The organism is Pseudomonas sp. CCOS 191 (genome assembly GCF_001007005.1).
In the GTDB taxonomy this organism is placed as follows: Bacteria; Pseudomonadota; Gammaproteobacteria; order Pseudomonadales; family Pseudomonadaceae; genus Aquipseudomonas; species Aquipseudomonas soli.
This window is the reverse complement of record NZ_LN847264.1, coordinates 5,756,162-5,782,183: the sequence shown is the minus strand read 5'-3', so window position 1 is coordinate 5,782,183 and position 26,022 is coordinate 5,756,162. Positions and strand designations below refer to the sequence as shown.

At 64.0% G+C, this 26,022-nt stretch carries 24 protein-coding genes; 13 read left to right on the top strand and 11 right to left on the bottom strand.

Annotated features, from left to right (window positions below; translation table 11 throughout):
* Positions 1–127: 127 nt before the first annotated feature.
* The 3 genes from ubiD (at position 128) to CCOS191_RS25780 (ending at position 3,563) form a co-directional block, all read left to right on the top strand.
* Positions 128–1,594 (top strand): 4-hydroxy-3-polyprenylbenzoate decarboxylase, encoded by a 1,467-nt coding sequence (ubiD, locus tag CCOS191_RS25790; RefSeq protein WP_046857534.1) that lies wholly within the window; start codon positions 128–130, stop codon positions 1,592–1,594.
* The gene (locus CCOS191_RS25785; RefSeq protein ID WP_046857533.1) at positions 1,594–2,562 is read left to right on the top strand and encodes a CDP-6-deoxy-delta-3,4-glucoseen reductase; all 969 of its coding nucleotides are present in this window, start codon (positions 1,594–1,596) and stop codon (positions 2,560–2,562) included. Before ubiD ends, CCOS191_RS25785 begins: the two co-directional genes overlap by 1 nt.
* Positions 2,563–2,912: 350 nt before the next feature.
* The gene (locus tag CCOS191_RS25780; protein WP_046857532.1) at positions 2,913–3,563 is read left to right on the top strand and encodes a gamma-glutamylcyclotransferase; all 651 of its coding nucleotides are present in this window, start codon (positions 2,913–2,915) and stop codon (positions 3,561–3,563) included.
* A gap of 16 nt (positions 3,564–3,579) precedes the next feature.
* On the opposite strand, the gene tcyN is transcribed toward CCOS191_RS25780, so the two are convergent.
* Genes tcyN through tcyJ form a run of 3 tightly spaced genes read right to left on the bottom strand, consistent with a single transcriptional unit; the run spans position 3,580 to position 5,814 of the window.
* Positions 3,580–4,341 (bottom strand): L-cystine ABC transporter ATP-binding protein TcyN, encoded by a 762-nt coding sequence (gene tcyN / locus CCOS191_RS25775; RefSeq protein WP_046857531.1) that lies wholly within the window; start codon positions 4,339–4,341, stop codon positions 3,580–3,582.
* Position 4,342: 1 nt separating this feature from the next.
* Positions 4,343–5,011, bottom strand: coding sequence for a cystine ABC transporter permease (gene tcyL / locus CCOS191_RS25770; protein ID WP_046857530.1), 669 nt, complete (start codon positions 5,009–5,011; stop codon positions 4,343–4,345).
* Positions 5,008–5,814, bottom strand: coding sequence for a cystine ABC transporter substrate-binding protein (gene tcyJ, locus CCOS191_RS25765; RefSeq protein WP_023630289.1), 807 nt, complete (start codon positions 5,812–5,814; stop codon positions 5,008–5,010). The genes tcyL and tcyJ overlap by 4 nt, the downstream gene beginning before the upstream one ends.
* Positions 5,815–6,060: 246 nt before the next feature.
* Between tcyJ and epsC the strand changes: the two genes are divergently transcribed.
* Positions 6,061–6,999, top strand: coding sequence for a serine O-acetyltransferase EpsC (gene epsC, locus CCOS191_RS25760; protein ID WP_046857529.1), 939 nt, complete (start codon positions 6,061–6,063; stop codon positions 6,997–6,999).
* Positions 7,000–7,255: 256 nt separating this feature from the next.
* Positions 7,256–9,217, top strand: coding sequence for a choline transporter BetT (gene betT, locus CCOS191_RS25755; RefSeq protein ID WP_172670945.1), 1,962 nt, complete (start codon positions 7,256–7,258; stop codon positions 9,215–9,217).
* Between the two features lie 109 nt (positions 9,218–9,326).
* On the opposite strand, the gene tauD is transcribed toward betT, so the two are convergent.
* From tauD to tauA, 4 genes are read right to left on the bottom strand one after another with little or no spacing between them, the layout of a single operon-like run.
* On the bottom strand, positions 9,327–10,160 hold the full coding sequence (gene tauD / locus CCOS191_RS25750; RefSeq protein ID WP_046857527.1) for a taurine dioxygenase: 834 nt from the start codon (positions 10,158–10,160) through the stop codon (positions 9,327–9,329).
* A 48-nt stretch (positions 10,161–10,208) separates the two neighbouring features.
* Positions 10,209–11,048: a taurine ABC transporter permease TauC gene (gene tauC, locus CCOS191_RS25745; protein WP_046857526.1), complete on the bottom strand. Its 840-nt coding sequence runs from the start codon at positions 11,046–11,048 to the stop codon at positions 10,209–10,211.
* A complete protein-coding gene (gene tauB, locus CCOS191_RS25740) occupies positions 11,045–11,824 on the bottom strand; it encodes a taurine ABC transporter ATP-binding subunit (protein ID WP_046857525.1) in 780 nt (259 codons plus the stop codon). The genes tauC and tauB overlap by 4 nt, the downstream gene beginning before the upstream one ends.
* 13 nt (positions 11,825–11,837) lie before the next feature.
* Complete coding sequence (tauA, locus tag CCOS191_RS25735) at positions 11,838–12,809, bottom strand: taurine ABC transporter substrate-binding protein (RefSeq protein ID WP_046857524.1); 972 nt, start codon at positions 12,807–12,809, stop codon at positions 11,838–11,840.
* A 501-nt stretch (positions 12,810–13,310) separates the two neighbouring features.
* Between tauA and CCOS191_RS25730 the strand changes: the two genes are divergently transcribed.
* The 8 genes from CCOS191_RS25730 to CCOS191_RS25695 all read left to right on the top strand — a co-directional run bounded on the left by CCOS191_RS25730 (position 13,311) and on the right by CCOS191_RS25695 (position 20,532).
* Positions 13,311–14,675, top strand: coding sequence for an OprD family porin (locus CCOS191_RS25730; protein WP_046857523.1), 1,365 nt, complete (start codon positions 13,311–13,313; stop codon positions 14,673–14,675).
* Between the two features lie 164 nt (positions 14,676–14,839).
* Complete coding sequence (locus tag CCOS191_RS25725; protein ID WP_046857522.1) at positions 14,840–15,478, top strand: peroxiredoxin; 639 nt, start codon at positions 14,840–14,842, stop codon at positions 15,476–15,478.
* A 323-nt stretch (positions 15,479–15,801) separates the two neighbouring features.
* Entirely contained in the window at positions 15,802–16,395 is a 594-nt protein-coding gene (gene ssuE / locus CCOS191_RS25720) for an NADPH-dependent FMN reductase (protein ID WP_046857521.1), read from the top strand.
* A 95-nt stretch (positions 16,396–16,490) separates the two neighbouring features.
* Positions 16,491–17,456: a sulfonate ABC transporter substrate-binding protein gene (locus tag CCOS191_RS25715; RefSeq protein ID WP_046857520.1), complete on the top strand. Its 966-nt coding sequence runs from the start codon at positions 16,491–16,493 to the stop codon at positions 17,454–17,456.
* A 60-nt stretch (positions 17,457–17,516) separates the two neighbouring features.
* A complete protein-coding gene (gene ssuD / locus CCOS191_RS25710; protein WP_038707156.1) occupies positions 17,517–18,665 on the top strand; it encodes an FMNH2-dependent alkanesulfonate monooxygenase in 1,149 nt (382 codons plus the stop codon).
* An 11-nt stretch (positions 18,666–18,676) separates the two neighbouring features.
* Positions 18,677–19,474 carry an aliphatic sulfonate ABC transporter permease SsuC gene (gene ssuC / locus CCOS191_RS25705; protein ID WP_046857519.1) on the top strand — a complete coding sequence of 266 codons (798 nt, stop codon included), beginning with the start codon at positions 18,677–18,679 and terminating at the stop codon, positions 19,472–19,474.
* A complete protein-coding gene (gene ssuB, locus CCOS191_RS25700) occupies positions 19,474–20,286 on the top strand; it encodes an aliphatic sulfonates ABC transporter ATP-binding protein (protein ID WP_038707158.1) in 813 nt (270 codons plus the stop codon). The genes ssuC and ssuB overlap by 1 nt, the downstream gene beginning before the upstream one ends.
* Before the next feature lie 30 nt (positions 20,287–20,316).
* A complete protein-coding gene (locus CCOS191_RS25695; RefSeq protein WP_008095172.1) occupies positions 20,317–20,532 on the top strand; it encodes a TOBE domain-containing protein in 216 nt (71 codons plus the stop codon).
* 122 nt (positions 20,533–20,654) lie between these two features.
* On the opposite strand, the gene CCOS191_RS25690 is transcribed toward CCOS191_RS25695, so the two are convergent.
* From CCOS191_RS25690 to CCOS191_RS25675, 4 genes are all read right to left on the bottom strand, one after another.
* Positions 20,655–21,281, bottom strand: a complete 627-nt coding sequence (locus CCOS191_RS25690; RefSeq protein WP_046857518.1) for a TetR/AcrR family transcriptional regulator — start codon at positions 21,279–21,281, stop codon at positions 20,655–20,657.
* Positions 21,281–22,858 (bottom strand): glutamate--cysteine ligase, encoded by a 1,578-nt coding sequence (gene gshA, locus CCOS191_RS25685; RefSeq protein ID WP_442963655.1) that lies wholly within the window; start codon positions 22,856–22,858, stop codon positions 21,281–21,283. Before gshA ends, CCOS191_RS25690 begins: the two co-directional genes overlap by 1 nt.
* Before the next feature lie 264 nt (positions 22,859–23,122).
* On the bottom strand, positions 23,123–23,506 hold the full coding sequence (locus CCOS191_RS25680; protein ID WP_046857516.1) for a PaaI family thioesterase: 384 nt from the start codon (positions 23,504–23,506) through the stop codon (positions 23,123–23,125).
* A complete protein-coding gene (locus CCOS191_RS25675) occupies positions 23,506–25,830 on the bottom strand; it encodes a Tex family protein (protein WP_046857515.1) in 2,325 nt (774 codons plus the stop codon). Before CCOS191_RS25675 ends, CCOS191_RS25680 begins: the two co-directional genes overlap by 1 nt.
* Positions 25,831–26,022 lie beyond the last annotated feature (192 nt).

Here is a 26,022-nt window from a genome sequence, read left to right as displayed (position 1 = left end):
ATGACCTTGTGGGAGCCGGCTTGCCGGCGATGGGGCGCGAAGCGGCCCCAAGTCATTCTTGGCCTTTACCCTGCCAACGGCGCTACACTCTGCACCCCGACCGATACGCCCAACACGAGGCCTTTGCATGCAGTATCGCGATCTGCGCGACTTCATTCGTGGCCTGGAACAGCGCGGTGAACTCAAGCGCATCCAGGTTCCCATCTCCCCAGTTCTGGAAATGACCGAAGTCTGCGACCGCACGCTGCGCGCCAAGGGCCCGGCCTTGCTCTTCGAAAAGCCCACTGGGTTCGACATGCCGGTGCTGGGCAACCTGTTCGGCACCCCCGAGCGCGTGGCGATGGGCATGGGCGCCGAGTCGACCGAAGAACTGCGCGAAATCGGCAAGCTGCTGGCGTTTCTCAAGGAGCCGGAGCCGCCGAAGGGCCTGAAGGACGCCTGGTCGAAGCTGCCGATCTTCAAGAAGGTCGTGTCCATGGCGCCGAAGGTGGTCAAGGACGCGGTATGCCAGGAAATCGTGGTCGAAGGCGATGACGTTGACCTCGGCCAGCTGCCGATCCAGCACTGCTGGCCTGGCGATGTTGCGCCGCTGATCACCTGGGGCCTGACCGTGACCCGTGGGCCGAACAAGGACCGCCAGAACCTGGGCATCTATCGCCAGCAGGTGATTGGCCGCAACAAGGTGATCATGCGCTGGCTGAGCCACCGCGGCGGGGCGCTGGACTACCGCGAATGGTGCGAGAAGCATCCTGGCCAGCCGTTCCCGGTAGCCGTGGCGTTGGGCGCGGACCCGGCGACCATCCTCGGTGCCGTGACCCCGGTCCCGGACACGCTTTCCGAATACGCCTTCGCTGGCCTGTTGCGTGGCAACCGCACCGAACTGGTCAAGTGCCGTGGCAACGACCTGCAGGTACCGGCCACCGCCGAGATCATCCTCGAAGGCGTGATCCACCCCGGCGAGATGGCCCCGGAAGGCCCGTACGGCGACCACACCGGCTACTACAACGAAGTGGACAGCTTCCCGGTGTTCACCGTCGAGCGCATCACCCACCGGCAAAAGCCGATCTACCACAGCACCTATACCGGCCGGCCGCCGGATGAGCCGGCGATTCTCGGCGTGGCGCTGAACGAAGTGTTCGTGCCGATCCTGCAGAAGCAGTTCCCCGAGATCACCGACTTCTATCTGCCGCCGGAAGGCTGCTCGTACCGCATGGCGGTGGTGACCATGAAGAAGCAGTACCCGGGGCATGCCAAGCGCGTCATGCTGGGTGTGTGGTCGTTCCTGCGACAGTTCATGTACACCAAGTTCGTTATCGTTACCGACGACGATATCAACGCCCGCGACTGGAACGATGTGATCTGGGCCATCACCACGCGCATGGACCCCAAGCGTGATACGGTGATGATCGACAACACCCCCATCGACTACCTCGACTTCGCGTCGCCAGTGTCGGGGCTGGGGTCGAAGATGGGCCTGGACGCCACGCACAAATGGCCGGGCGAGACTACACGCGAATGGGGCCGGGTCATCGTCAAGGACGAGGCCGTCACCCGCCGTATCGATGAGTTGTGGGACCAGTTGGGAATAGATTGATGCAGGTAACCTTGCAGCCTTCCGGGGCGGTACTGGCGGTCGAACCGGGTGAAAGGATTCTGGATGCGGCACGGCGACTGGGCTATGACTGCCCGAACAGCTGCCGCAACGGCAACTGCCATGTGTGTGCCGCGCTGCTGGTGGAAGGCAGTGTTCGCCAGGAAGGCCAGGTGCGCGATCACGGTGAGCTGTTCACCTGCATCGCCGAGCCGCTGGAGGACTGTGTGTTGCTGTGGGATGGTGTGCTGGCCCTGGGCGAGCTGCCGCTGCGCAAGCTGGCCTGTACCGTGAGCGAGTGCGTCGAGATCGGTGGCGATGTCTGGCGCGTGCGCCTGCGCGCGCCGGCCGGCAAGCCGCCCCGCTACCACGCCGGGCAATACCTGATGATCGAGCGCGAGGGCATGGACAAGGCGGCTTTTTCGCTCGCTTCGGCGCCCCACGGTGGGCGTGAGCTGGAGCTACATGTACTGGCCCGCGAAAGCAGTGCCGTGCAGTTGATCGAGCAGTTGAAGCGCAATGGTCTGGCCCGCATCGAACTGCCATTTGGGGATGCTCACCTGGCAGAGTTGCCCGACGGCCCGCTGGTACTGATCGCCGCCGGTACCGGCATGGGGCAGATGCACAGCCTGATCGAGCACTGCCGGGCGCAGGGCTTCAAGCACCCGGTGCACTTGTATTGGGGTGTACGCCGGCCTGAAGACTTCTACCAGATCGAGCACTGGGCTGAGTGGGAGCGTCTGCCGAACCTGTTCCTGCACAAGGTGGTCAGCGATCTGTGCGGTTGGGAGGGGCGGTGTGGCCTGCTCCATGAAGCGGTATGCGAGGATATCGGCGACCTCAACCAGGTGCACGTCTATGCCAGTGGCTCGCCGAACATGGTCTACGCCACCCTCGATGCATTGGTCGAGGCCGGCATGGATGCCCACCGTATGCGGGCTGACGTGTTTGCCTACGCGCCACGCGGCTGAAGTAACACGGCACGCTGCAAGGGCGTGCCGGGTTTAATAACCAAGTGTTTTCCTGTTGATTATATGGCGAAGATTGTTACCGGTACGGGTAATAAGTTTCGCTATACTCGGACTATTAGTTTCCGTTCAGCGGATGCTTTAATGAAATCCTGTTTTCGGGGTTGAGTGCAAAGAGCGATTTGCCTTACGTTAGGCACAAGGCAAGGCGCGGAGCAAGTCGGGCCGCCGCATCGCCGCTCCCACGCGACCCTGATGTGCCTTGGTGGCAGCGGGCTTGCCCCGCGACAACGACCGAAAGGCACTGTAATACACGCACTTTGGTAGTTCACAGGAAATAATGGCGGCAGCTCATGTCGACACTTGAAAGTTCATCCTGGCAAGTCTCCTATCCGCCGTCGCTCGACTTCGGCCAACAACTCACCGCCGAACAATTGCATCGCTCGATGCAGGATACGATGTCGCAACATGAGGGCGGCCCGGTCTGGCTATTTGCCTACGGTTCGCTGATCTGGCGCCCCGAATGCAACTCGGTAGAGCGCCAGCGGGCGCGGGTGCATGGTTATCACCGCGGCCTCTACCTGTGGTCCCATGAACACCGTGGCACACCGGAGTGCCCGGGCCTGGTGTTCGGCCTGGACCGTGGCGGCTCCTGCAGCGGCTTCGCCTTCCGTCTGGACGAAACCAACCTGCACGACTCGCTGATGGCCCTGTGGCAGCGTGAGATGCCGTTCCCGGCCTATCGTCCGCATTGGCTGAGCTGCCGCCTGGACGATGGCAGCAAGGTGCAGGCGCTGGGTTTCGTGCTGGAGCGGCACCTGCCCTGCTACGCGGGCAACCTGCCGGACACCCTGCTCAGCCAGATCCTCGCCAGCGCCAAGGGGCGCTACGGCACCACGCGCGATTACGTGGAGCAGACCCTCAACGCCCTGCGCAGCCACCAGATGCCCGATCGCAACCTGGAAGCGCGCTTCAGGCGTTGCCACAACCTGCGCGAGGTGTGAGCCCCGCGCACCGGCTTCACTCCTGGCCGGCGGCGGTGCCGAGGAACTTGCGCAGGAACTGGCGTGTGCGCTCTTCCTTCGGGTTGGCGAACAGCGCCTTGGCCTCGCCCTGCTCGACGATCACGCCCTTGTCGAAGAAGATCACCCGGTTGGCGACATCGCGGGCGAAGCTCATCTCGTGGGTGACGATGATCATGGTGCGCTTCTCCTCGGCCAGGCCGCGGATGGTTTCCAGCACTTCGCCGACCAGTTCGGGGTCGAGCGCCGAAGTGGGCTCGTCGAACAGGATCACTTCTGGCTCCATGGCCAGGGCGCGAGCGATGGCCACCCGTTGCTGCTGGCCACCGGACAGGCGCCTGGGGTAGGCGTCCTCCTTGCCCGCCAGGCCGACCTTGGCCAACAGGCGCCTGGCCAGTTCGATGGCCTTGTCACGAGGCGTCTTCTTGACGATCACCGGCCCTTCGATGACGTTCTCCAGGGCGGTGCGGTGCGGGAACAGGTTGAAGTTCTGGAACACGAACCCGGCCTGTTGGCGCAGGCGGCGGATAGCACTCTGCTGACCACCCAACGGACGGTTGGCATCGATGCTGATATCGCCGATCTGGATGCGCCCGGCGTCGGGGGTTTCCAGCAGGTTCAGGCAGCGCAGGAAGGTGGTCTTGCCCGAGCCGCTGGGGCCGATGATGGCCACCACTTCGCCGGGCTGCACGCTCAGGTCGATGCCGTTGAGCACGGTCTGGCCCTTGAACTGCTTGGTCAGGCCTTCTACTACGATCATCTCAGTGCTCCTGGTCGTGCTGGTTGACCCGCGCTTCCATGCGGTTCTGGAAGTGCGCCAGGATGCTGCAGAGGATCCAGTAGACCACCGCGACAGCCAGGTACATGGTGAAGACCTCGAAGGTCCGTGCGGTGATCAGCTGCGCCTGGCGGAACAGCTCGGGCACCTGGATGGTCGCCGCCAGGGCGGTGTCCTTGACCAGCGAGATGAAGCTGTTGCCCAGCGGTGGCAGGGCAGTGCGCAGGGCCTGCGGCAGGATCGCCCGGCGCATGGCCTGGGTGCGTGTCATGCCGATGCTGGCGGCGGCTTCCCACTGGCCACGGTCGATCGAGGAGATTGCCGCGCGGAGGATCTCGCAGATATACGCCGCCATGTTCAGTGACAGGCCGATCAGCGAGGCCGGGATCGGATCGAGCTCGATGCCGATCTGCGGCAGGCCGAAGTAGATCACGAACAGCTGCACCAGCAGCGGCGTGCCGCGGAAGAACGACACATAGATGCGCGCCAGCCAGTCCAGCGGCAGGATCTTCGACAGCCGCATCAGCGCCAGGGCAAAGCCCAGCACCAGGCCAAAGAACATGCCGCCGACGCTGAGCAGCACGGTATAACCCGCGCCCTTCAACAGGAAGGGCGCGGAATCGACAACGAGTTGCAGGCTTTCAGCGATCATTTGGTGACATCGGCACCGAAGTATTTCTCGGACAGCTTGGCCAGCGAGCCGTCGGCCTTGAGCTTGTCGATGGCCTTGTTCAGCGCGTCGAGCAGTTCAGGTTCGCCTTTGCGCAAGGCCACGCCCGATTCCAGCTTGGAGAATTTCTCGCCAGCGAGTGCGGTCGGTTTCTTGTCCTTGGCGGTTTTCTGGACGTACTCGAGTGCAGCCAGGCGATCGATCAGGATGGCGTCGATACGACCGTTGCGCAGGTCGGCGAACTTGGTCGGGTCATCTTCGTAGGTGCGCACATCGGCTGTCGGCACATCCTGTTTGACCCATTGCTCATAGTTGGTGCCCAGGCCGACACCGACCTTCTTGCCACCGAGATCGGCGGCAGTCTTGATGTTTTTCTCGTTGTCACTGCCCTTGAGTACCAGGGCCTGAATGCCGGAAACGGTGTAGGGTTCGGAGAAATCGTACTTCTTCTTGCGTTCCTCGGAGATGGTCACCTGGTTGATCACCACGTCGAGGCGCTTGGATTCCAGTGCGGCGAGGATGCCGTCCCACTTGGTCGGCTGGACCTTGGCCTTGACCCCCAGCTCCTTGGCCAGCAACTCGGACAGCTCGACCTCGAAGCCGGTCAGCTTGCCGTTTTCGTCCTGGAAGCTGAACGGTGGGTAGGTGCCTTCCAGGCCGACGTTGATCACGCCTTTTTCCTGGATGGTCTTCAACTGCTCGCCGGCAAAGGCCTGGCCGAGCAGGCCGGCGCCGAGCAGAAGCGCCAGGCTGGCGTTGAGAAGGGGTTTGGCGAATTTGGTCATGGCATGCCCCGCGCTTGTTGTGGAAGTAGTGAGGTGGCGACTATAGAGGTGGGCTTCATAGGCCGGGAAATAATAAAAAATCAGGTTGTTATTCCCAAACTGCAAATTGCAGCGGCTTATACCCGACTTAGCTCAGGATGGAATAAAGCGTTGTTTTTTCCAAGAGGCAGATTTGACGTATCGTGTTTTGCACCTCCTTGTAGGAGCGTATGCATACCGAGAAAGCCGCCTGGCAGGAGAAACACCGTGAGCGAACAACCATCAACCGGGCACTGGCAACTGCAGGGTATTGTCAGTGGCCTGCGCAACGCCCGCGAGCAGTGGCGCAGCAGCAATGGCCGCAGCAGCGGCGAGCAGGGCGGGCGCGAACTGCCGTCGCGCGAGGCGCTGCGGCAGATCCTCGAGCAGCTGTGCGGCGCGCTGTTCCCGATGCGCCTTGGGCCGGTGGACCTGCGCGAGGAAAGCGAGGACTTTTATGTGGGCCACACCCTCGACGCCGCCCTCACCGCGCTGCTGGCCCAGGCCCGTCTGGAACTGCGCTACGCGGCGCGCCATGGCAAGACCGATGTGGTCGATGTCGATACCCACGCCCTGCGCCTGATCCAGGATTTCGCTGCGGCCCTGCCGGCGCTGCGCGTGCTGCTGGACACCGACGTACTTGCCGCCTTCCACGGCGACCCGGCGGCGCGCAGCGTCGACGAGGTGCTGCTGTGCTACCCGGGCATCCTGGCGATCATCCACCATCGGCTGGCCCACCACCTCTATCGAGCCGGCCTGCCGCTGCTGGCGCGGATCAGTTCGGAGCTGGCGCACTCGGCCACCGGCATCGACATCCATCCCGGTGCGCAGATCGGCCCGAGCTTCTTCATCGACCATGGCACCGGCGTGGTGATCGGCGAGACCGCGATCATCGGCGAGCGGGTGCGCATCTACCAAGCGGTGACCCTGGGCGCCAAGCGCTTCCCCAGCGACGAGTCCGGCACCTTGCACAAGGGCCTGGCGCGGCACCCGATCGTCGAGGACGACGTGGTGATCTACGCCGGCGCGACCATCCTCGGGCGGATCACCATCGGCAAGGGTTCGACCATTGGCGGCAACGTCTGGCTGACCCGCAGCGTGCCGGCTGACAGCAACATTACCCAGGCGAACCTGCAACTGGATTGCGAGGGCAAGAAAGCCCTCTAGCTCAAGGCTTATGAGGCGTGGCGGCGGGACTTCCCGCCCCCACCTCGATCACGCCCTGGAGCGGCATCGGGTCGCATTGAAATCCAATCCATGTTTAACTTGAACGCTTGTTCAACGAAAAACGCTGGTCCATTGCCGGTGTTCAAAAGGAGGAATCGCCTTTGCTGAACCCGTTCAATCCGAACCTCACGTCCCGTGACGAGGTGCCCGTTCGATGAGTGCACCGACCCCCGACCTTGCCAACGGCAAGATCCGCATGAACCCCCCCGTGTTCTATTTCGCGGCAAGCTTCATCCTCATTTTCGGCCTGATCGTCATCGCCCAGCCCCAGGCTGCCGGCGAGTGGTTGCTGGCCGCGCAGAACTGGGCGGCCAACACGGTCGGCTGGTACTACATGCTGGCCATGACCCTGTACCTGGTCTTCGTGGTGGTCACTGCCTTGTCGGGCTACGGCAAGATCAAGCTCGGCGCTGACCACGACGAACCCGAGTTCAGCTACCTGTCCTGGGCCGGCATGCTGTTCGCCGCCGGCATCAGCATCACGCTGTTCTTCTTCTGCGTCTCCGAACCGCTGACCCACATGCTCCAGCCGCCGCAGGGCGAGGCGGGCACGGCCGAGGCCGGGCGCCAGGCGATGCAGATCCTGTTCCTGCACTGGGGCCTGCACGGCTGGGGTGTATTCGCCTTCGTCGGCATGGCGCTCGCCTATTTCGCCTACCGCCACAACCTGCCACTGGCCCTGCGCTCGGCGCTGTACCCGCTGATCGGCAAGCGCATCAACGGGCCGATCGGCTACGCGGTGGATGGCTTCGGCATCATCGCCACGGTATTCGGCCTGGGCGCCGACATGGGCTTTGGCGTGCTGCACCTGAACGCAGGCCTGGACTACCTGTTCGGCATCAGCCACAGCCAATGGGTGCAGGTGATCCTCATCACCCTGATGATGGGCGCGGCCGTGGCCGTGGCGGTCGCCGGGGTGGAGAAGGGCGTGCGGGTGATGAGCGACATCAACCTGTTCCTGGCCTGCGCGCTGCTGCTGTTCGTGCTGTTCGCCGGGCCCACCCAGCACCTGTTCAACACCCTGATCCAGAACCTCGGTGACTACCTTGGCGCCCTGCCGCGCAAGAGCTTCGATGTGTACGCCTACGGCGAGCAGCGCGACTGGCTGGGCGGCTGGACGGTGTTCTACTGGGCCTGGTGGATTGCCTGGGCGCCGTTCGTGGGGTTGTTCATCGCCCGTATCTCGCGGGGCCGGACCATTCGCGAGTTCGTCTTCGGCGTGCTGCTGATCCCGCTGGGCTTCACCCTGGCGTGGATGTCGATCTTCGGCAACAGCGCCCTCGACCAGGTGATCAACCACGGCATGACCGCGCTCGGCCAGTCAGCCCTCGAAAACCCGTCGATGAGCCTGTACCTGCTGCTGGAAACCTACCCGTGGAGCAAGACGGTGATCGCCGTGACGGTGTTCATCAGCTTTGTGTTCTTCGTCACTTCGGCCGACTCCGGCACCGTGGTGCTGTCGACGCTGTCGGCCAAGGGCGGTGGCGCCGACGAGGACGGCCCGAACTGGCTGCGGATCTTCTGGGGCGCGATGACCGCGCTGATTACCAGCAGCCTGCTGTTCGCCGGCAGCATCGATTCGCTGAAGTCGGCGGTGGTGCTGACCTCGCTGCCGTTCTCGCTGATCCTGCTGTGCATGATGTGGGGGCTGCACAAGGCCTTCTACCTGGAAAGCCAGCGGCAGATCGCGCAGATGCATTCGCTGGCGCCGTTCGCCCAATCCCGGCGCGGGCGTGGCGGCTGGCGCCAACGCCTGAGCCAGGCGGTGCACTTCCCGTCTCGGGACGAGGTGTATCGCTTCATGGACGACGTGGTGCGCCCGGCCATTGCCGAAGTGCGCGAGGTGTTCGAGCAGAAGGGCCTGGTGCTGATCACCCAGGACGACCCGAGCCACGACAACGTCAGCCTGAAGATCGGTCATGGCGAGGAACAGCCGTTCATCTACCAGGTGCAGATGCGCGGTTACTTCACGCCATCGTTCGCCCTGGGCGGGCTGGGCACCCAGGACTTGAAGAACCGCCGCTACTACCGCGCGGAGGTACACCTGTCCGAGGGCAGCCAGAACTACGACCTGGTGGGCTACAGCAAGGAGCAGATCATCAACGACATCCTCGACCAGTACGAGCGGCACATGCAGTACCTGCACCTGGTCAGGTAGGTCGCTGGGGACGCTATGCGACCCTTTCGCTGGCTCCCACAGGGTTGTCGCAATACCTGTGGGAGCTGGCTTGCCAGCGAAAGGAAGCCAAAGGCCTCCCCCCGATCTTTCAGAACGGCGCATCCCCCAGGATGGTCGCCCGATGCATCACCCGCCGGCTGGGCCGGTAGTCATCCACCGCAAAGTGCTGCGTCACGCGGTTGTCCCAGAACGCCACGTCATTTTCCTGCCAACGCCAGCGAATGCTGAACTCCGGCCGCGTCGCATGGGCGAACAGCAGCTTGAGCAGCGCCTCGCTCTCCTGCTCATTCAATTCGTTGATCCGCGTGGTGAAACCTTCATTGACGAACAATGCCTTGCGTCCACTGACCGGGTGCGTGCGCACCACCGGGTGCGACAGCGGCGGGTTGTTGCGCCGGGTCGTCTCCCAGCGTGCCAGGTCCTCGGGCGTGGTGCCGAAACGCTCCAGCGGGAACGACTTGGTGAAATCATGGGTGGCGGTCAGGCCGTCGAGCATCGTACGCAGCGGCGCCGACAGCGCCTCGAACGCAGCGATACCGCTGGCCCACAGAGTGTCGCCGCCATAGGCCGGCAACTGCTTGGCGCTGAGCACCGCGCCCAGCGCCGGGGTTGGCAGGAAGGTCACGTCGGTGTGCCACACGGCGTTGTCGCGCACGTCGGTGACTGCGGTGTCGAGGATCAGTACCTGCGGTGTCTCCGGCACATTGGGGTAGATCGGGTGGATATGCAGGTCGCCGAAGCGGGCGGCGAAGCGCGCCTGCTGCTCGGGGGTGATCGGTTGGTCGCGGAAGAACAGCACCTGGTGTTCGAGCAGCGCCTGCTCGATGGCGTCACGCTGTTCGGCAGTGATGTCGCGGCTGATGTCCACGCCGCTGATCTGCGCGCCCAGTGCCGGGCTCAAGGGGGTAACGGTCAGGCTCATGTGGTTTCTCGTTGCAGGTGCCGGGTTGCCGGCGTGGTCATTCGGTGATCAATGGCTCTGGCCGTGCCAGGGCACCAGCTTGCGCTGCAGGGCGCGCAGGCCCATCTCCAGGGCGAAGGCGATCAGGGCGATCAGCAGAATCCCCAGGACCACCACATCGGTGACCAGGAACTGCGCTGCCGACTGCACCATGAAGCCCAGGCCACTGGTGGCGGCGATCAGCTCGGCGGCCACCAGCGTCGACCAGCCCACGCCGAGGCCGATGCGGATGCCGGTGAGGATGTCGGGCAGCGCACTGGGCAGGATCACATGGCGAATCAGCTGGATTTTGCTGGCGCCCAGCGACTGCGCGGCACGCAGCTTGGCGGGGTCGACGGTGCGCACGCCGGTGGCGGTAGCGATGGCGATCGGGGCGCAGATCGCCAGGTAGATCAAAAGCACTTTCGACAGCTCGCCTATGCCGCACCAGATGACGATCAGCGGCAGGTAGGCCAGCGGCGGGATCGGTCGATAAAACTCGATCAGCGGATCGAGGATGCCGCGGGCCACGCGGTTGTAGCCGATGGCGATGCCCACCGGGATCGCGGTCAGGGTGGCGGCCAGCAGCGCCAGGCCGATGCGCCCCAGGCTCGCGCCCAGGTGCTGCCACAGGCTGGCGTCCATGTAGCCCTGGGTGAGCAGCGTCCAGCCCTTGGCCAGGATATCGGCGGGAGAGGGCAGGAACAGCGGCTCGATCCAGCCGGCGGCGGTAACCAGCCACCACACCAACAGCAGCGAGGCCAGGGTAAGGGCGCTGATCCAGCGGGTCGGCAAGGGCTTGCGGGTTTTCACGACAGGTGGTGTCCGGGCTGCCTGCTTGGCGGCGGCTGGCAATTCGATACTGCTCATGCGGACTCCTGACGTTGCGAGAACACCCGCGCCAGCACGTGCTCGCGGGTTTCGATGAAGCGTGGATCGGACTTGATCGCCCGGGCCGACTCGCCAGCGGCGTAACGCTGGCCGAAGTCCAGTTGCAGGCGCTCGACCACACGCCCCGGATTGGGCGCCAGGAGCACCAGCTCGGTGGCGAGGAACACCGCTTCCTCGATGTCGTGGGTGATCAGGAACACTGGCTTGGCGGTGCGCTGCCAGACCTGCAGCAACAGCTCCTGCATCTGTTCGCGGGTAAAGGCATCGAGGGCGCCGAACGGTTCGTCCATCAACAGCACCCGCGGGTCGGCGGCCAGCGCCCGGGCAAGGCCCACGCGCTGCTTCTGCCCGCCGGACAATTGCCAAACACGCCGCTCACCGAAGCCGGCCAGGTCTACCAGCGCCAGCATCTCGCGCGCCTTGGCTTCGCGCTGTGCACGCGGTACGCCGGCCAGCTCCAGGCCGAAGGCGACGTTGCCGAGCACGTCCTGCCAGGGCAGCAGGGCGTCGTCCTGGAACACCACGCCGCGCTCGGCGCCCGGGCCTTGCACCGGTGCGCCATCGAGGGTGATGCGCCCGCCACTGGGGGCGACGAAGCCGGCGATCAGGTTGAGCAGCGAGGTCTTGCCGCTGCCGGAAGGCCCGAGGGCCACCAGCAGCTGGCGCGGACCCAGGCTCAGGTTGATGTCTGCCAGCACCGGGGTGGTGGCGCCGGGGTACTGTGCGCTGATGCGCTCCAGCTCGAGCAAGGCCATGACGGGCTCCGGATCAGTTGGGCAGGTACTGGGCGCTGACGTAGGGCGCGTAGTCCGGCAGCACGGCATCGACCTTGCCCTGTTGCTTGAGGAAGGTGGCGGTGTCGGTCAGCGCCTGGGTGGTCGGTGCGCCGAGTGCACTGGCCTGGTCGGCGGCCAGTGGGTAGACGTTGCCCTGCAGCAGCACCGGAATATCGGCGGGCTTGGCGCCAGACAATTTGACCAGCTTGGCGACATTGTCCTTGTTGGCCAGCCAGGCTTGCGGGTCCTTGCGGTAATCGGCATAGGCGTCGAGGGTGACCTTGGCGAACGACTTGACGATCTCCGGGTGCTTGGCGGCGAAGTCCTTGCGCACGATCCAGGCGTCGAAGGTCGGCGCGCCTTTCTCGGCCAGCTCGCCGGAGGTGATCAGCACCTTGCCGTTCTCCTTGGCCACGCCCAGGGCCGGGTCCCAGACGTAGGTGGCGTCGATGTCACCGCGTTTCCAGGCGGCGATGATGGCCGGTGGCGCAAGGTTGAGGATCTGCACCTTCGACGGGTCGATGTTCCAACTCTTCAGCGCGGCCAACAGGCTGTAGTGGCCGGTGGAGACGAACGGCACGGCGACTTTCTTGCCGACTAGATCCTGCGGGGTCTTGATGCTGTCGCGGGCGACCAGGGCCTCGCCGGCGCCGATCTGGGTGGCGATCAGAAAGGTTTCCACAGGCAATTTGCGGGTGGCGGCGGCGGCCAGCGGGCTGGAGCCGAGGTAGCCGATCTGCACGTCGCCCGAGGCGACGGCGGTGATCACATCGGCGCCGTTGTCGAACTTGCGCCAGTCGATGCTGGCCTTGCTGTCCTTTTCATAGGTGCCATCGACCTGGGCCACCTTGGCCGGGTCGACGGTGGTCTGGTAGGCAACGGTCAGGTCGGCGGCCTGGGCCAGCCAGCTGGCACTGGCGAGGGTCAGGGCGGCGAACAGGCGCAGCGGAGCATGCGGGATCATGGTTGAACCTCTCGTCAGGCATTCGGGGATAGATGGCGAGAAGACTAGATGATCTAAGAAATATGAAATAAATAACTTTTTCGAATTAGCTTAAAAGCCAATCGCTCTGACCCCCGCCCGTATGGGGCAGCGGTACCGGTGGCGGAATCAGCCAAGCCAGCTAGGCTTGATCGGTTCCGACGGGAGGCCGTCGGTCGCCACCTCTGCAAACGTTTGCACATAACCTAAAGGTATGATTGACGGCGTCGATACAACGATTTGTAGGAATGGTTCCGATGTTATTCCGTAAAAATCTTACAGATTCATAAAACGGTCATTTTGGATTTATAGGATTGTCATTATCCTGTAGCGCAGATCGACGGATTAGACCAAAGTCGCGAATCGATCGTTAGCGATTGACTTGGCGGTCACGCTTTAGGGCTAAATCGCCAATCCGGGTGAGTGGGGCAGCAGATTCCGCCGCTTGAGACGCACAAAAATTAGAACGTAGAGGAGCAAAACATGTACAAGTCCAGCCTGGCCCTGGCCGTGGCACTGGGGGTTCTCGCCCAACAAGCAGGCGCTGCCGGTTTCATCGAGGACAGCAAGCTGTCCCTGAGCTCGCGCACCATGTACTTCGACAACAACAACCGTGAAGCGCACGCCACTCCGGCGACCGCGACTCGCCCGGCCGGCAAGCGCCCGGATCAGCGTGAAACCGGTCAAGGTTTCAAACTGGACTACATTTCCGGTTTCACTGAAGGCACCGTAGGCTTCGGTGTCGATGCCCAAGCTGTATGGGGTATCCACTTGGATGGTGGCAAGGGCTACCACAAGGCCGGCTTCCTCCCAGACGACAGCGATGGCTCCTCGGTAAGCCAGTGGGCCCGTGTCGGCGCCAACGCCAAGGCTCGCTTCTCCAAGACCGAAGCACACTTCGGTAGCGCCCTCGCACCAATGCTGCCGATCCTTGTCTCCAACGACGGTCGACTGCTGCCGCAAACCTTCGAAGGTGCCACCATCACCTCGAAGGAAATCGACAACCTGACCATCAACGCCGGTCAGCTGACCCACGCGATGGGTCGTGCGTCGAGCAACCGTACCGGCCTGTCGGTCAACGGCGCGAGCGCTGACAGCAACAAGTTCCGCTACGGTGGCCTGGACTACAAGCTCACTCCAGACCTGACCCTGCAGTACTACTACTCGAACCTGGAAGACTTCTACAAGCAGAGCTTCCTGGGTGCCACCCACGTGTTCAAGATCGCTGACGATCAGTCGTTCAAGACCGACCTGCGCTACTTCGACAGCAGCAGCGACGGCAAGAACGGTCACGGCGGCGGCTACAACTTCAACAACAACGGTGGTTATGCCAAGGAAACCGGCAAGGTCGACAACAAGACCTGGTCCGCCATGTTCACCTATACCCTCGGTGGCCACGCGCTGATGCTCGGTCATCAGCAGGTCAACGATGATGGTGGTTTCGTCTGGCTGAACCAGGGTGGTGTCGTTGATGGTAACGGCCGTGCCGAAGGTGCTGGCGGCGCCAGCTTCTACCTGTTCACCGACAGCATGATCAACCAGTTCGCCAAGGCGGGTGAAAACACCACCTTCGGTCAGTACTCCTACGACTTCGCCCGTCTGGGCGTACCGGGCCTGAAGGCTTCGGTAGCTTACCTGCGTGGTCAGGATGGTCGTAACACCGATGGCCACGGTACCTTCAGCGAGTGGGAGCGCGACGCTCGCGTCGACTACGTTCTGCAGGAAGGCACGCTCAAGGGTCTGGGCTTCAGCCTGCGTCAGGGCGTTTACCGCGGCACCGGTTCGGGCGCTGCAAACGACCAGGACCAGACTCGCTTCATCGTCAACTACACTTACGCCTTCATGTAAGTCGTAGCTGCACAAAGAAAGCCTCGCCTAGTGCGAGGCTTTTTTGTGCCTGCAAATTCGTATGCAATCTGGTTATAAATAAATCGATATTTATTCTTTTTATTTTGATTCGGAAGCAGGCACATTGAACCCACAAGGCCAGACACAGCACAGGAGCCGCTTCCATGAGCCTCAAACTCGGCGATATCGCCCCCGATTTCGAACAGGATTCCAGCGCCGGAAAGATCCGTTTCCACGAATGGCTGGGCGACAGCTGGGGCGTGCTGTTCTCCCACCCGGCCGACTTCACCCCGGTGTGCACCACCGAACTGGGCCTGACCGCCAAGCTCAAGGATGATTTCGCCAAGCGCGGGGTCAAGGCCATCGCCCTGTCGGTGGACCCGGTGGACTCGCACCACAAGTGGATCGACGACATCAACGAGACGCAGAACACCGTGGTCAACTTTCCGATCATCGCCGATGCCGACCGCAAGGTGTCCGACCTGTACGACCTGATCCACCCCAATGCCAGCGACACCCTGACCGTGCGCTCACTGTTCGTCATCGACCCGAACAAGAAGGTGCGCCTGACCATTACCTATCCGGCCAGTACCGGGCGCAACTTCAACGAGATCCTGCGGGTGATCGATTCGCTGCAGCTGACCGACAACTACAAGGTCGCCACGCCGGGCAACTGGCAGGACGGCGATGAGGTAGTGATCGTGCCTTCGCTCAAGGACGAAGATGAAATCAAACGTCGTTTCCCGAAAGGATATCGGGCGGTGAAACCCTATCTGCGGCTGACCCCGCAACCCAATCGTTGAAGCATTCCTCGTTGCATTGCTCTTAGCCAAGCAGGGATCTTCGGGCCGTTTCGACGGCCCTTTTTTATACCTTCCGAACGGTATCCACGATCCCTGTAGGAGCGGCTTTAGCCGCGATGCAAGCACCGCAGTACCTGGCACCCGCTTCGCGGGTGATCGCGGCTGAAGCCGCTCCTACAGGGGTGGTACATATATATCTCTATATGGAATAAATACATAAATAAATATGATTTATAGGTATATGTGACGAGCTGTTAATGTCGTTACATCCAGCGGGGACAACCCCTCGCGGCCCTGCAATCGAATCGAAGGAAGCGCTTTCAATGCTGGTTGTCTCTGTCGGTGGTAGCCCCAGTCTTCGTTCACGCTCCGGCGTGCTGCTAGAGCGCTCGCGCGACTGGCTGCAGGAGCGGGGTGTCGAAGTGGTGACCTTCCAGGTGCGTGAGTTTCCTGCCGAAGATCTGCTGCATGCCCGTTTCGACAGCCCACAGGTGCGCCACTTCAACGAACTTGTAGCCCAGGCCGACGGCCTGGTGGTGGCCACGCCGGTGTACAAGGCGTCCTTCGCCGGGGCCTTGAAGACCTTGCTCGACCTGCTGCCCGAGCGGGCCCTGGAACACAAGGTGGTGTTGCCGATCGCAACCGGCGGCAGCATCGCCCACATGCTGGCCGTGGACTACGCGCTCAAGCCCGTGCTGTCGGCCCTCAAGGCGCAGGAGACCCTGCAAGGGATCTTCGCCGACGACAGCCAGATTGCCTACGGTGAGGGCACCCGACCCGCGCAATTGGCCGCTGCCCTGGAGCAGCGCCTGCAGGATTCGCTGGAAACATTCCACAGCGCCATGGCGCGCCGGCCCCAACCTGTCGCCCCCGGCGTGCTCAACGAACGCCTGATCAGTGCCCGCTGGAGTATCTGAACCAGGCTTGACCGCTCCATCGCTGTCCCCACCTTACTCGCCCGCCAACGAGGCAAGCAGGTGCTACCCGAACCCAACTCGCACAGGAGAGCGCCATGCGCACAGTCTTCTTGCGTCGTGGTCTGGTCGCCCTGTTCGCGGCGGCTGTGTCCTTCGGCGCCATCAGCCAAGCCCAGGCCGAGAGCCTGCGTATCGGTTACCAGAAATACGGCACCCTGGTGCTGCTCAAGGCCAAGGGCTCGCTGGAAAAGCGCCTGAAGGAACAGGGCATCGACGTGCAATGGACCGAGTTTCCCGGCGGTCCACAGCTGCTCGAAGGGCTCAACGTCGGCTCCATCGACTTTGGCGTGACCGGCGAAACGCCGCCGGTGTTTGCCCAGGCCGCGGGCGCCGATCTGCTCTACGTCGCCTATGAGCCGCCAGCTCCGCACAGCGAGGCGATCCTGGTGCCGAAGGGGTCGACGATCCAGTCGGTGAAGGAACTCAAGGGCAGGAAAGTCGCCCTCAACAAGGGTTCCAACGTGCATTACCTGCTGGTGCGTGCCCTGGAAGACGCCGGTCTCAGGTACACCGATATCCAGCCCGTCTACCTGCCCCCCGCCGATGCCCGTGCCGCCTTCGAGCGCGGCAGTGTCGATGCCTGGGTGATCTGGGATCCGTACCAGGCCGCCGCCGAGCAACAGTTGCAGGCACGCACCCTGCGTGACGGCAAGGATCTGGTCGACAATCACCAGTTCTACCTCGCCACCCGCAGCTATGCGACCCAGCACCCGGCGGTGATCAACACCCTGGTTGAAGAGGTGCGTGCCGTGGGCGAATGGTCCCAGGCCAATCCGCAGCAGGTCACCGACCAGGTTGCGCCGCTGCTTGGCCTGCCCGCCGACATCACCCTGACTTCGGTCAAGCGCCAAGGCTACGGAGCCGCGCCGCTGACCCCGGAAGTGATCGCCGCACAGCAGAAGATTGCCGACACCTTCCAGGCCCTGAAGCTGATTCCCAAGCCCTTGAGCATCAAGGACGTGATCTGGACACCCCCGGCCAAGGTCGCCAGCGCGCCTTGAACGTTTCGCCTGCGCCGGGGCGTCGCCCCGGCATGAGCCACCCTTGAGGAGACAACTCCAATGAGCCTTAACATTTTCTGGTTCCTCCCTACCCATGGTGACGGCAAATACCTGGGCACCAGCGAAGGCGCCCGCGCCGTCGACCACGGTTACCTGAGCCAGATCGCCCAGGCCGCCGACCGCCTGGGCTTCGGCGGCGTGCTGATCCCCACCGGACGTTCCTGTGAGGACTCCTGGTTGGTGGCGGCGTCGCTGATCCCGGTGACCGAGCGCCTGAAGTTCCTGGTCGCCCTGCGCCCGGGGATCATCTCGCCGACCGTCGCAGCCCGCCAGGCCGCGACCCTGGATCGTCTGTCCAACGGCCGTGCATTGTTCAACCTGGTGACCGGTGGCGATCCGGACGAACTGGCCGGTGATGGCCTGCACCTGAACCACCAGGAACGCTATGAGGCGTCGGTGGAATTCACCCGTATCTGGCGCAAGGTGCTCGAAGGCGAAACGGTCGACTACGACGGCAAGCACATCCAGGTCAAAGGCGCCAAGCTGCTCTACCCGCCGATCCAGCAGCCGCGCCCGCCGCTTTACTTCGGTGGCTCGTCTGACGCTGCCCAGGACTTGGCCGCCGAACAGGTCGAGCTGTACCTGACCTGGGGCGAGCCGCCGGCCGCGGTGGCCGAGAAGATTGCTGCGGTACGTGAGAAAGCGGCCGCCCAAGGCCGTGAGGTGCGCTTCGGCATTCGCTTGCACGTGATTGTGCGGGAAACCAACGAGGAGGCCTGGGCTGCCGCCGACAGGCTGATCTCGCACCTGGACGACGACACCATCGCCCGCGCCCAGGCGTCGCTGGCGCGCTTCGACTCGGTCGGTCAGCAGCGCATGGCCGCGCTGCACGGTGGCAAGCGCGACAAGCTCGAAGTGGCGCCGAACCTGTGGGCCGGTGTCGGCCTGGTGCGTGGCGGTGCCGGCACCGCGTTGGTGGGCGATGGCCCGACCGTCGCGGCGCGGGTCAAGGAATACGCCGATCTTGGCATCGATACCTTCATCTTCTCGGGCTATCCACACCTCGAAGAGTCGTACCGCGTCGCCGAGCTGCTGTTCCCGCATCTGGACGTGCAGCGCCCGGAGCAGCCGAAAACCGGCGGCTACGTGAGCCCGTTCGGTGAAATGGTCGCCAACGACATCCTGCCCAAATCCGTGTCGCAGAGCTGAGGGCCAGGGCCATGAGTCGTGCATCCACCACCACCTGGTCCAAGCGCCTGGCGCCCTGGGCCCTGCCGATCCTGCTGCTGGCGGTATGGCAGTTGGCGGTCAGCGCAGGCTGGCTGTCGACCCGCATCCTGCCGGCGCCGAGCGCGGTGGTCAGTGCCGGCGTCGAGCTGGTGCGCAGTGGCCAGATCTGGACCCACCTGGCCATCAGTGGCTGGCGTGCCGGCCTGGGCTTCGTGATCGGCGGCAGTCTCGGCCTGTTGCTCGGCTTCATCACCGGCCTGTCGAACTGGGGCGAGCGCCTGCTCGACAGTTCGGTGCAGATGATCCGCAACGTGCCGCACCTGGCGCTGATCCCGCTGGTGATCCTGTGGTTCGGCATCGACGAGTCGGCAAAGATTTTCCTGGTGGCCTTGGGGACGCTGTTCCCCATCTACCTGAACACCTATCACGGGATCCGCAACGTCGATCCGGCGCTGGTGGAGATGGCGCGCAGCTACGGGCTTTCGGGCTTCGCGCTGTTCCGCCAGGTGATCCTGCCGGGGGCGCTGCCCTCGATCCTGGTCGGCGTGCGCTTCGCCCTGGGTTTCATGTGGCTGACGCTGATCGTCGCCGAGACCATCTCGGCCAATGCCGGTATCGGCTATCTGGCGATGAACGCCCGCGAGTTCCTGCAGACCGACGTGGTGGTGCTGGCCATTGTCCTGTACGCGGTGCTCGGCAAGCTGGCCGACCTGGCCGCCCGTGGCCTGGAGCGTGTGTGGCTGCGTTGGCACCCGGCCTACCAGGTGGCGAAGAAGGAGGGCGCGTGATGACGGTGCTCAAGGCACAACCGCCACGCCTGCTGCGTGGCATCCCCCTGGCGGCCCGGGACCTGCGTCGTACGTTCGGCCAGCGCGAAGTGCTGCGCGGGATCGACCTGCACATTCCGGCTGGCCAGTTCGTCGCCATCGTTGGTCGCAGTGGTTGCGGTAAAAGCACCTTGTTGCGCCTGCTGGCCGGGCTCGACCAGCCCAGCGGCGGCCAATTGCTGGCGGGCGCCGCAGCGCTTGCCGAGGCCCGCGAGGATACCCGGCTGATGTTCCAGGACGCGCGCCTGCTGCCCTGGAAGAAGGTCATCGACAACGTCGGCCTGGGGTTGTCTGGCAACTGGCGGCCACGCGCCCTGGAAGCCCTGGAGGCGGTCGGCCTGGTCGATCGCGCCAATGAGTGGCCGGCGGCCTTGTCCGGTGGCCAGAAACAGCGGGTGGCCCTGGCCCGGGCGCTCATTCATCAGCCGCGCCTGCTGCTGCTGGATGAGCCCTTGGGCGCGCTGGACGCCCTGACCCGTATCGAGATGCAGCAACTGATCGAGCGCCTGTGGCGCCAGCACGGTTTCACCGTGCTGCTGGTCACCCACGACGTCAGCGAAGCCGTCGCCGTGGCCGACCGGGTGATCCTGATCGAAGACGGCGCCGTCGGCCTGGACCTGGTCATCGACCTGCCGCGACCCCGGGTGCGGGGTTCGCACCGCCTGGCGGCGCTGGAAAGCGAAGTGCTCAACCGTGTTCTCTCCGTCCCGGGCACGCCGCCCGATCCGGAACCTGTCGCCCCGTTGCCCACGCAGTTGCGCTGGGCTCATTGAATCCCCGAAACCGCAAAAAGGAATGACGCCATGACAATCAAAGCCATCAACGTTCGCAACCAGTTCAAAGGCACCGTGAAGGAAATTCTCGAAGGCCCGGTACTCTCGGAAATCGACGTACAGACCGCCTCTGGCATCGTCACCTCGGTGATTACCACCCGTTCCGTGAAGGAGCTCGAGTTGCAGGTAGGCAGCGAGGTGATCGCCTTCGTGAAATCGACCGAGGTGTCCATCGCCAAGCTCTGAAGTCTTGCACGGTACCTTTAGGGGCGACTTTAGCCGCGATCACCCGCGGAGCGGGTGCCAGACATCGCGTTGGCTGCATCGCGGCTAAAGCCGCTCCTACAGGATATTTGCAGGGCTCAGGGTCAGCGTTTGGCCAGATAAGGCGGCAGGTACAGCCCCAGATACGCCTCGAACACGCGCATCCCTTCCTCCGCCATGCGTGGCGTGATCGCCTCATGCAGCTGCATCGAGCGGGCATACACCCGGTCGCTCAGTTCCATCGCCAGGGCGAACACGTGCACATCCCTCGGCATCGCTGGCAACTGAAAATGTCGGTCGAACAGCTGGTGCATCAACTCGCCCAGTTCCAGATCATGCTGGCGATCAGCCTGGACCACTTCGCTCAAACCATGCTGGGCGAGGATCAGCTGCCGCGCCGCGGCGTCCTCGTTGTAGATGTCGAGCATGCGCTGCTCGATCAGCCGCGACAGGCCATGCCAGGTGCTGAACGCCGCGCTGTCGATCGGTGCGCCCAAGGCTTCGCGAAATGCCCGGTGCACATCGGCGGTCAGCGCCTCCAGCAAGGCCGGCACGCTGGCGAAGAAGTGATACACCGACGATGGCGGAATCTGCGCCCGCTCGGCCACGCTGTAGATCGACAACCCCGCCACCCCTTGGCCTGCCAGCAGCTCGCGCGCCGCGGCGAGGATCGCTTCGATCCTGGCCTGGCTGCTGGCGCGTGGCTTGCGCGGGGTGGCGGTGCGGTTCATCAGTTGCTGATTGCCAGGATGCTGGCCTGGTAGGCACCGACGAACAGGTCGAAGTCACCGACCTCTTCCTGTTCCAGCTCGGACTGCTTGGCGATCGACTCGCGAGCAAGGGTTTCGAAGGCCTGTTGCTGCGCGCTGCTCAGTGGCTGCTCGCGGAAGCTCTCGGCGTGCAGGCGGCTCTGGCGCATGGAGAACTGGACGAAGCTCTCGTCATGTTCGGTCATGCGCGCCAGCACCTGGGCCGATGGCGTCAGCTCGGGATCTTCGACCTTGGCCTGCTGTGCTTCCAGGGCCTTGGCGTGGTCATTGCCACCCTGGGCACGGTCGAGCAGCCCGGCCAGCTGGCCGATCCGCTCGATCAGTTCGCTTGCCCATTCCTTCAATGCGACCGGTTGGCCGTCACGGCGCAGCTCCAGGCCCGGGCGCCGACCTTCCTTGACCACGGTGAGGAAGTTGTCGGTGCACTGGCCGCACTCGCCGTTGTCCAGTTGCGGGCTCTCTTCGAGGGCACAGAACAGCAGGAAGGCGTCGAGGAAACGGGCTTCGGTCAGGTCGATGCCCACCGGCAGGAACGGGTTGATGTCCAGGCAGCGCACTTCCACGTACTGCACGCCGCGCGAGGTCAGGGCCTGGATCGGCCGCTCGCCGGTGTAGGTGACGCGCTTGGGGCGGATGTTCGAGTAGTACTCATTCTCGATCTGCAGGATGTTGGTGTTCAACTGCACCCACTCGCCATCGACGTGCGTGCCGACCTCGACATAGGGTGGGTAGGGCGTGCCGACGGCCTTGCGCAGGCTATCGGTGTAGCTGGCCAGGTTGTTGTAGCAGGGCGTCAGGCCCGCCTGGGCGTTGCTCTGGTAGCCCAGGTCGCTCATGCGCAGGCTGGTGGCGTAGGGCAGGTACAGTGTCTCGGCGTCGAGTTCTTCGAGCTGGTGCGGGCGGCCGCGCAGGAAGCCTTTGTCCAGGGCCGGGGAAGCGCCGAACAGGTACATCAGCAGCCAGCTGTAGCGGCGGAAGTTGCGGATCAGCGCGATATAGGCCGAGGACTGGTAGTCGCGGTCGTCCTGCTCGCCGCCTTCGGCATCGCGCAACAGCGGCCACAGCGCCTCGGGCAGCGAGAAGTTGTAATGGATGCCGGCGATGCACTGCATGGTGCGGCCGTAACGCAGGGCCAGGCCCTTGCGGTACACGTGCTTGAGTTTGCCGATGTTCGAGCTGCCGTACTCGGCGATCGGGATGTCTTCTTCGGCCGGCAGTGCGCAGGGCATCGACGGGCTCCACAGCAGTTCGTCGCCCAGTTTGCTGTAGACGAAGCGGTGGGTCTGTTCGAGGCTTTCGAGCACCTTGGCAGGGTCCGCCAGGGCTGGGGTGATGAACTCCAGCAGCGACTCGGAATAGTCGGTGGTGATCTGCTCGTTGGTCAGCGCCGAACCCAGTGCTTCGGGGTGTGGGGTCTGGGCCAGGCGACCTTCTTCGGTCACGCGCAGGCATTCGCGCTCAATGCCGTGCAGGCACTGCTTGAGCAGGTCGATATTGTCGCCGAGCAGGCTCAGGCGGCGGTTGAGGAGGTCGCTCAAGATGGATTCCTTCACGCGTCAGTCGCCCCAATATGGGGGTAGAGATGACGGTCTACAAGGGTAGTTGGGAAAGGAACTGGCGTTGTCGCCTGGTTTATGCGGTTCCGGCTAGGCTTAGCGTCGATTCCAGGGCCGCTTCGCGCCCCATCGCCGGCAAGCCGGCTCCCACAAGGGTATACATGCTCTGTGGGAGCCGGCTTGCCGGCGATGGGGCGCGAAGCGGCCCCGAGTAGCTCGAAAATACCGCAGATTTAGCTACATCAGCTAGAGAACCGCGAAGGTTCCCTGCGCCTTGGCCACCAGCTTGTCGTCCTGGAGCACGTCGGCGTCGACCACGAGGGTGCGCCGTCCCGCATGCAGCACCCGGGCGGTACACACGACCTCGCCCTCGCTGACGGCGCGCATGTAGTTGATCTTGCATTCGATGGTCACGCTCTGCTGGTCGAAGCCATGGCTGGCCGAGCAGGCCAGGCCCATGCTGATATCGACCAGGCTGAAGATCGCCCCGCCGTGCAGCTTCTGGCCACGGTTGCGCAGGTGCGGCTCGAGCGCCAGGGCCACTTCTGCAACACCCGCTTCCAGGCGTTGCAGGCGGCAGCCGAGGAGCTGGCTGAAGGCGCTTTCGACGTACTCCTTCGGTACTTCCATCACTTCTTCTTCAGTTGCTTGGCGTTGGCGAACAGCGCCGCCATGGCGTTGTTCGCCGGCGCGGCGGTGGTGGCCTCGCGCTGGCGCGGCGCCTGCTGCTGGCGGTTGCCGCCATTGCCACGGTTGCCGCCGCGGTTGCCCTCGACCTTCTCGCCCGGGGTGTCGCTCATGCGCATGGACAGGCCGACGCGCTTGCGCGGGATGTCCACTTCCATGACCTTGACCTTGACCACGTCGCCGGCCTTGACCGCTTCACGCGGGTCCTTGACGAACTTCTCCGACAGCGCCGAGATGTGCACCAGGCCATCCTGGTGCACGCCGATGTCGACGAAAGCACCGAAGTTGGTGACGTTGGTCACCACGCCTTCGAGGATCATGCCGGGTTCCAGGTCCTTGAGGTCCTCGACGCCGTCCTGGAAGGTGGCGGTCTTGAACTCCGGGCGCGGGTCGCGACCTGGCTTGTCGAGTTCCTGGAGGATGTCGGTGACGGTCGGCAGACCGAAGGACTCGTCGGTGAATTTCTTCGGGTCCAGGCGCTTGAGGAAGCCGCTGTCACCGATCAGCGAGCGGATGTCACGGTCGGTGTCGGCGGCGATGCGCTGCACCAGTGGGTAGGCTTCCGGGTGCACCGCCGAGGCGTCCAGCGGGTTGTCGCCGTTCATCACGCGCAGGAAGCCGGCGGCCTGCTCGAAGGTTTTCTCGCCCAGGCGGCTGACCTTTTTCAGCGCGGCGCGGGTGGCGAACGGGCCGTTGGCGTCGCGATGGGCGACGATGTTCTGCGCCAGGGTGGCATTTAGGCCGGAAATGCGTGTCAGCAGCGCCACCGAGGCGGTGTTTACGTCCACGCCCACGGCGTTCACGCAGTCCTCGACCACGGCGTCCAGGCCCCGGGCCAGTTTCACCTGCGACACGTCGTGCTGGTACTGGCCGACGCCGATGGATTTCGGGTCGATCTTCACCAGCTCGGCCAGCGGGTCCTGCAGACGGCGGGCGATGGACACCGCGCCGCGGATCGACACGTCCAGGTCCGGGAACTCGCGGGCGGCCAGTTCAGAGGCCGAGTACACCGAAGCGCCAGCCTCGGAAACCATGATCTTGGTGATCTTCAGTGCCGGGTACTTCTTGACCAGCTCCGCCACCAGCTTGTCGCTCTCGCGGCTGGCGGTGCCGTTGCCGATGGCGATCAGCTCCACCGAGTGTTTGGCGCACAGCGCGGCCATCACGGAAATGGTGCGGTCCCAGTCGTTCTTCGGCGCGTGCGGGTAGACCGTGGTGTAGTCCAGCAGCTTGCCGGTGGCATCGACCACGGCGATCTTGCAGCCGGTACGCAGGCCCGGGTCGAAGCCCAGGGTGGCGCGCGGGCCGGCCGGGGCGGCCAGCAGCAGGTCGTGCAGGTTGTGGGCGAAGACGTTGATCGCCTCGCCTTCGGCGTTGTCGCGCAGCTCGCCGAACAGGTCGGTTTCCAGGTGGGTGTAGAGCTTGACCTTCCAGGTCCAGCGCACCACCTCGCCCAGCCACTTGTCGGCGGGGCGGTTGCGGTTCTCGATGCCGACATGGTTGCCGATCATCACCTCGCACGGGTGCAGGGTGCCCGGCAGTTCTTCGCCGACCTTCAGCGAGGCGCTCAGCACGCCTTCGTTGCGCCCGCGGAAGATCGCCAGGGCACGGTGCGACGGCGCGCTGCGCAGCAGTTCGTCATGGGCGAAGTAATCGCGGAACTTGGCGCCTTCGTCTTCCTTGCCGGCGACCACGCGGGCGGTGAGTACCGCTTCCTGCTTGAGGAAGTTGCGCAGCTTGTCCAGCAGGCCGGCGTCTTCGGCGAAGCGCTCCATGAGGATGTACTTGGCGCCTTCCAGGGCAGCCTTGACGTCGGCCACGCCCTTGTCCGCGTCGACGAAGCGCGCGGCTTCGGCTTCCGGGTTCAGTTGCGGGTCGTTGAACAGGCCGTCGGCCAGCTCGCCCAGGCCGGCTTCCAGGGCGATCTGGCCCTTGGTGCGGCGCTTCTGCTTGTACGGCAGGTAGAGGTCTTCGAGGCGGGTCTTGGTATCGGCCAGCTTGATCTCGCGGGCCAGCTCCGGAGTCAGCTTGCCCTGCTCCTCGATGCTGGCCAGGATGCTGGCGCGGCGCTCGTCGAGCTCGCGCAGGTAGCGCAGGCGCTCTTCCAGGTGGCGCAGTTGGGTGTCATCCAGGCTGCCGGTCACTTCCTTGCGGTAACGGGCGATGAAGGGCACGGTCGATCCTTCGTCCAACAGGCCCACGGCCGCTTCGACCTGCTGTGGGCGCACGCCCAGTTCCTCGGCGATACGGCTGTTGATGCTGTCCATGAAAACCACCTGACAAATAGTGAATGCAAGGCCGCGGGTGGGCGTTCAGCCCCGGCGACACTGGGTGAAAGCCGCGCATTATACCCATCGGGCCGGGCTTGCGGTGATGGCGCGGCGCCAGTCGTCGATGGGGCGGCAGTGGCACGGCGGGAAAAATCTGCTAACAATGCACACGGCACGCGCGGCAATGGC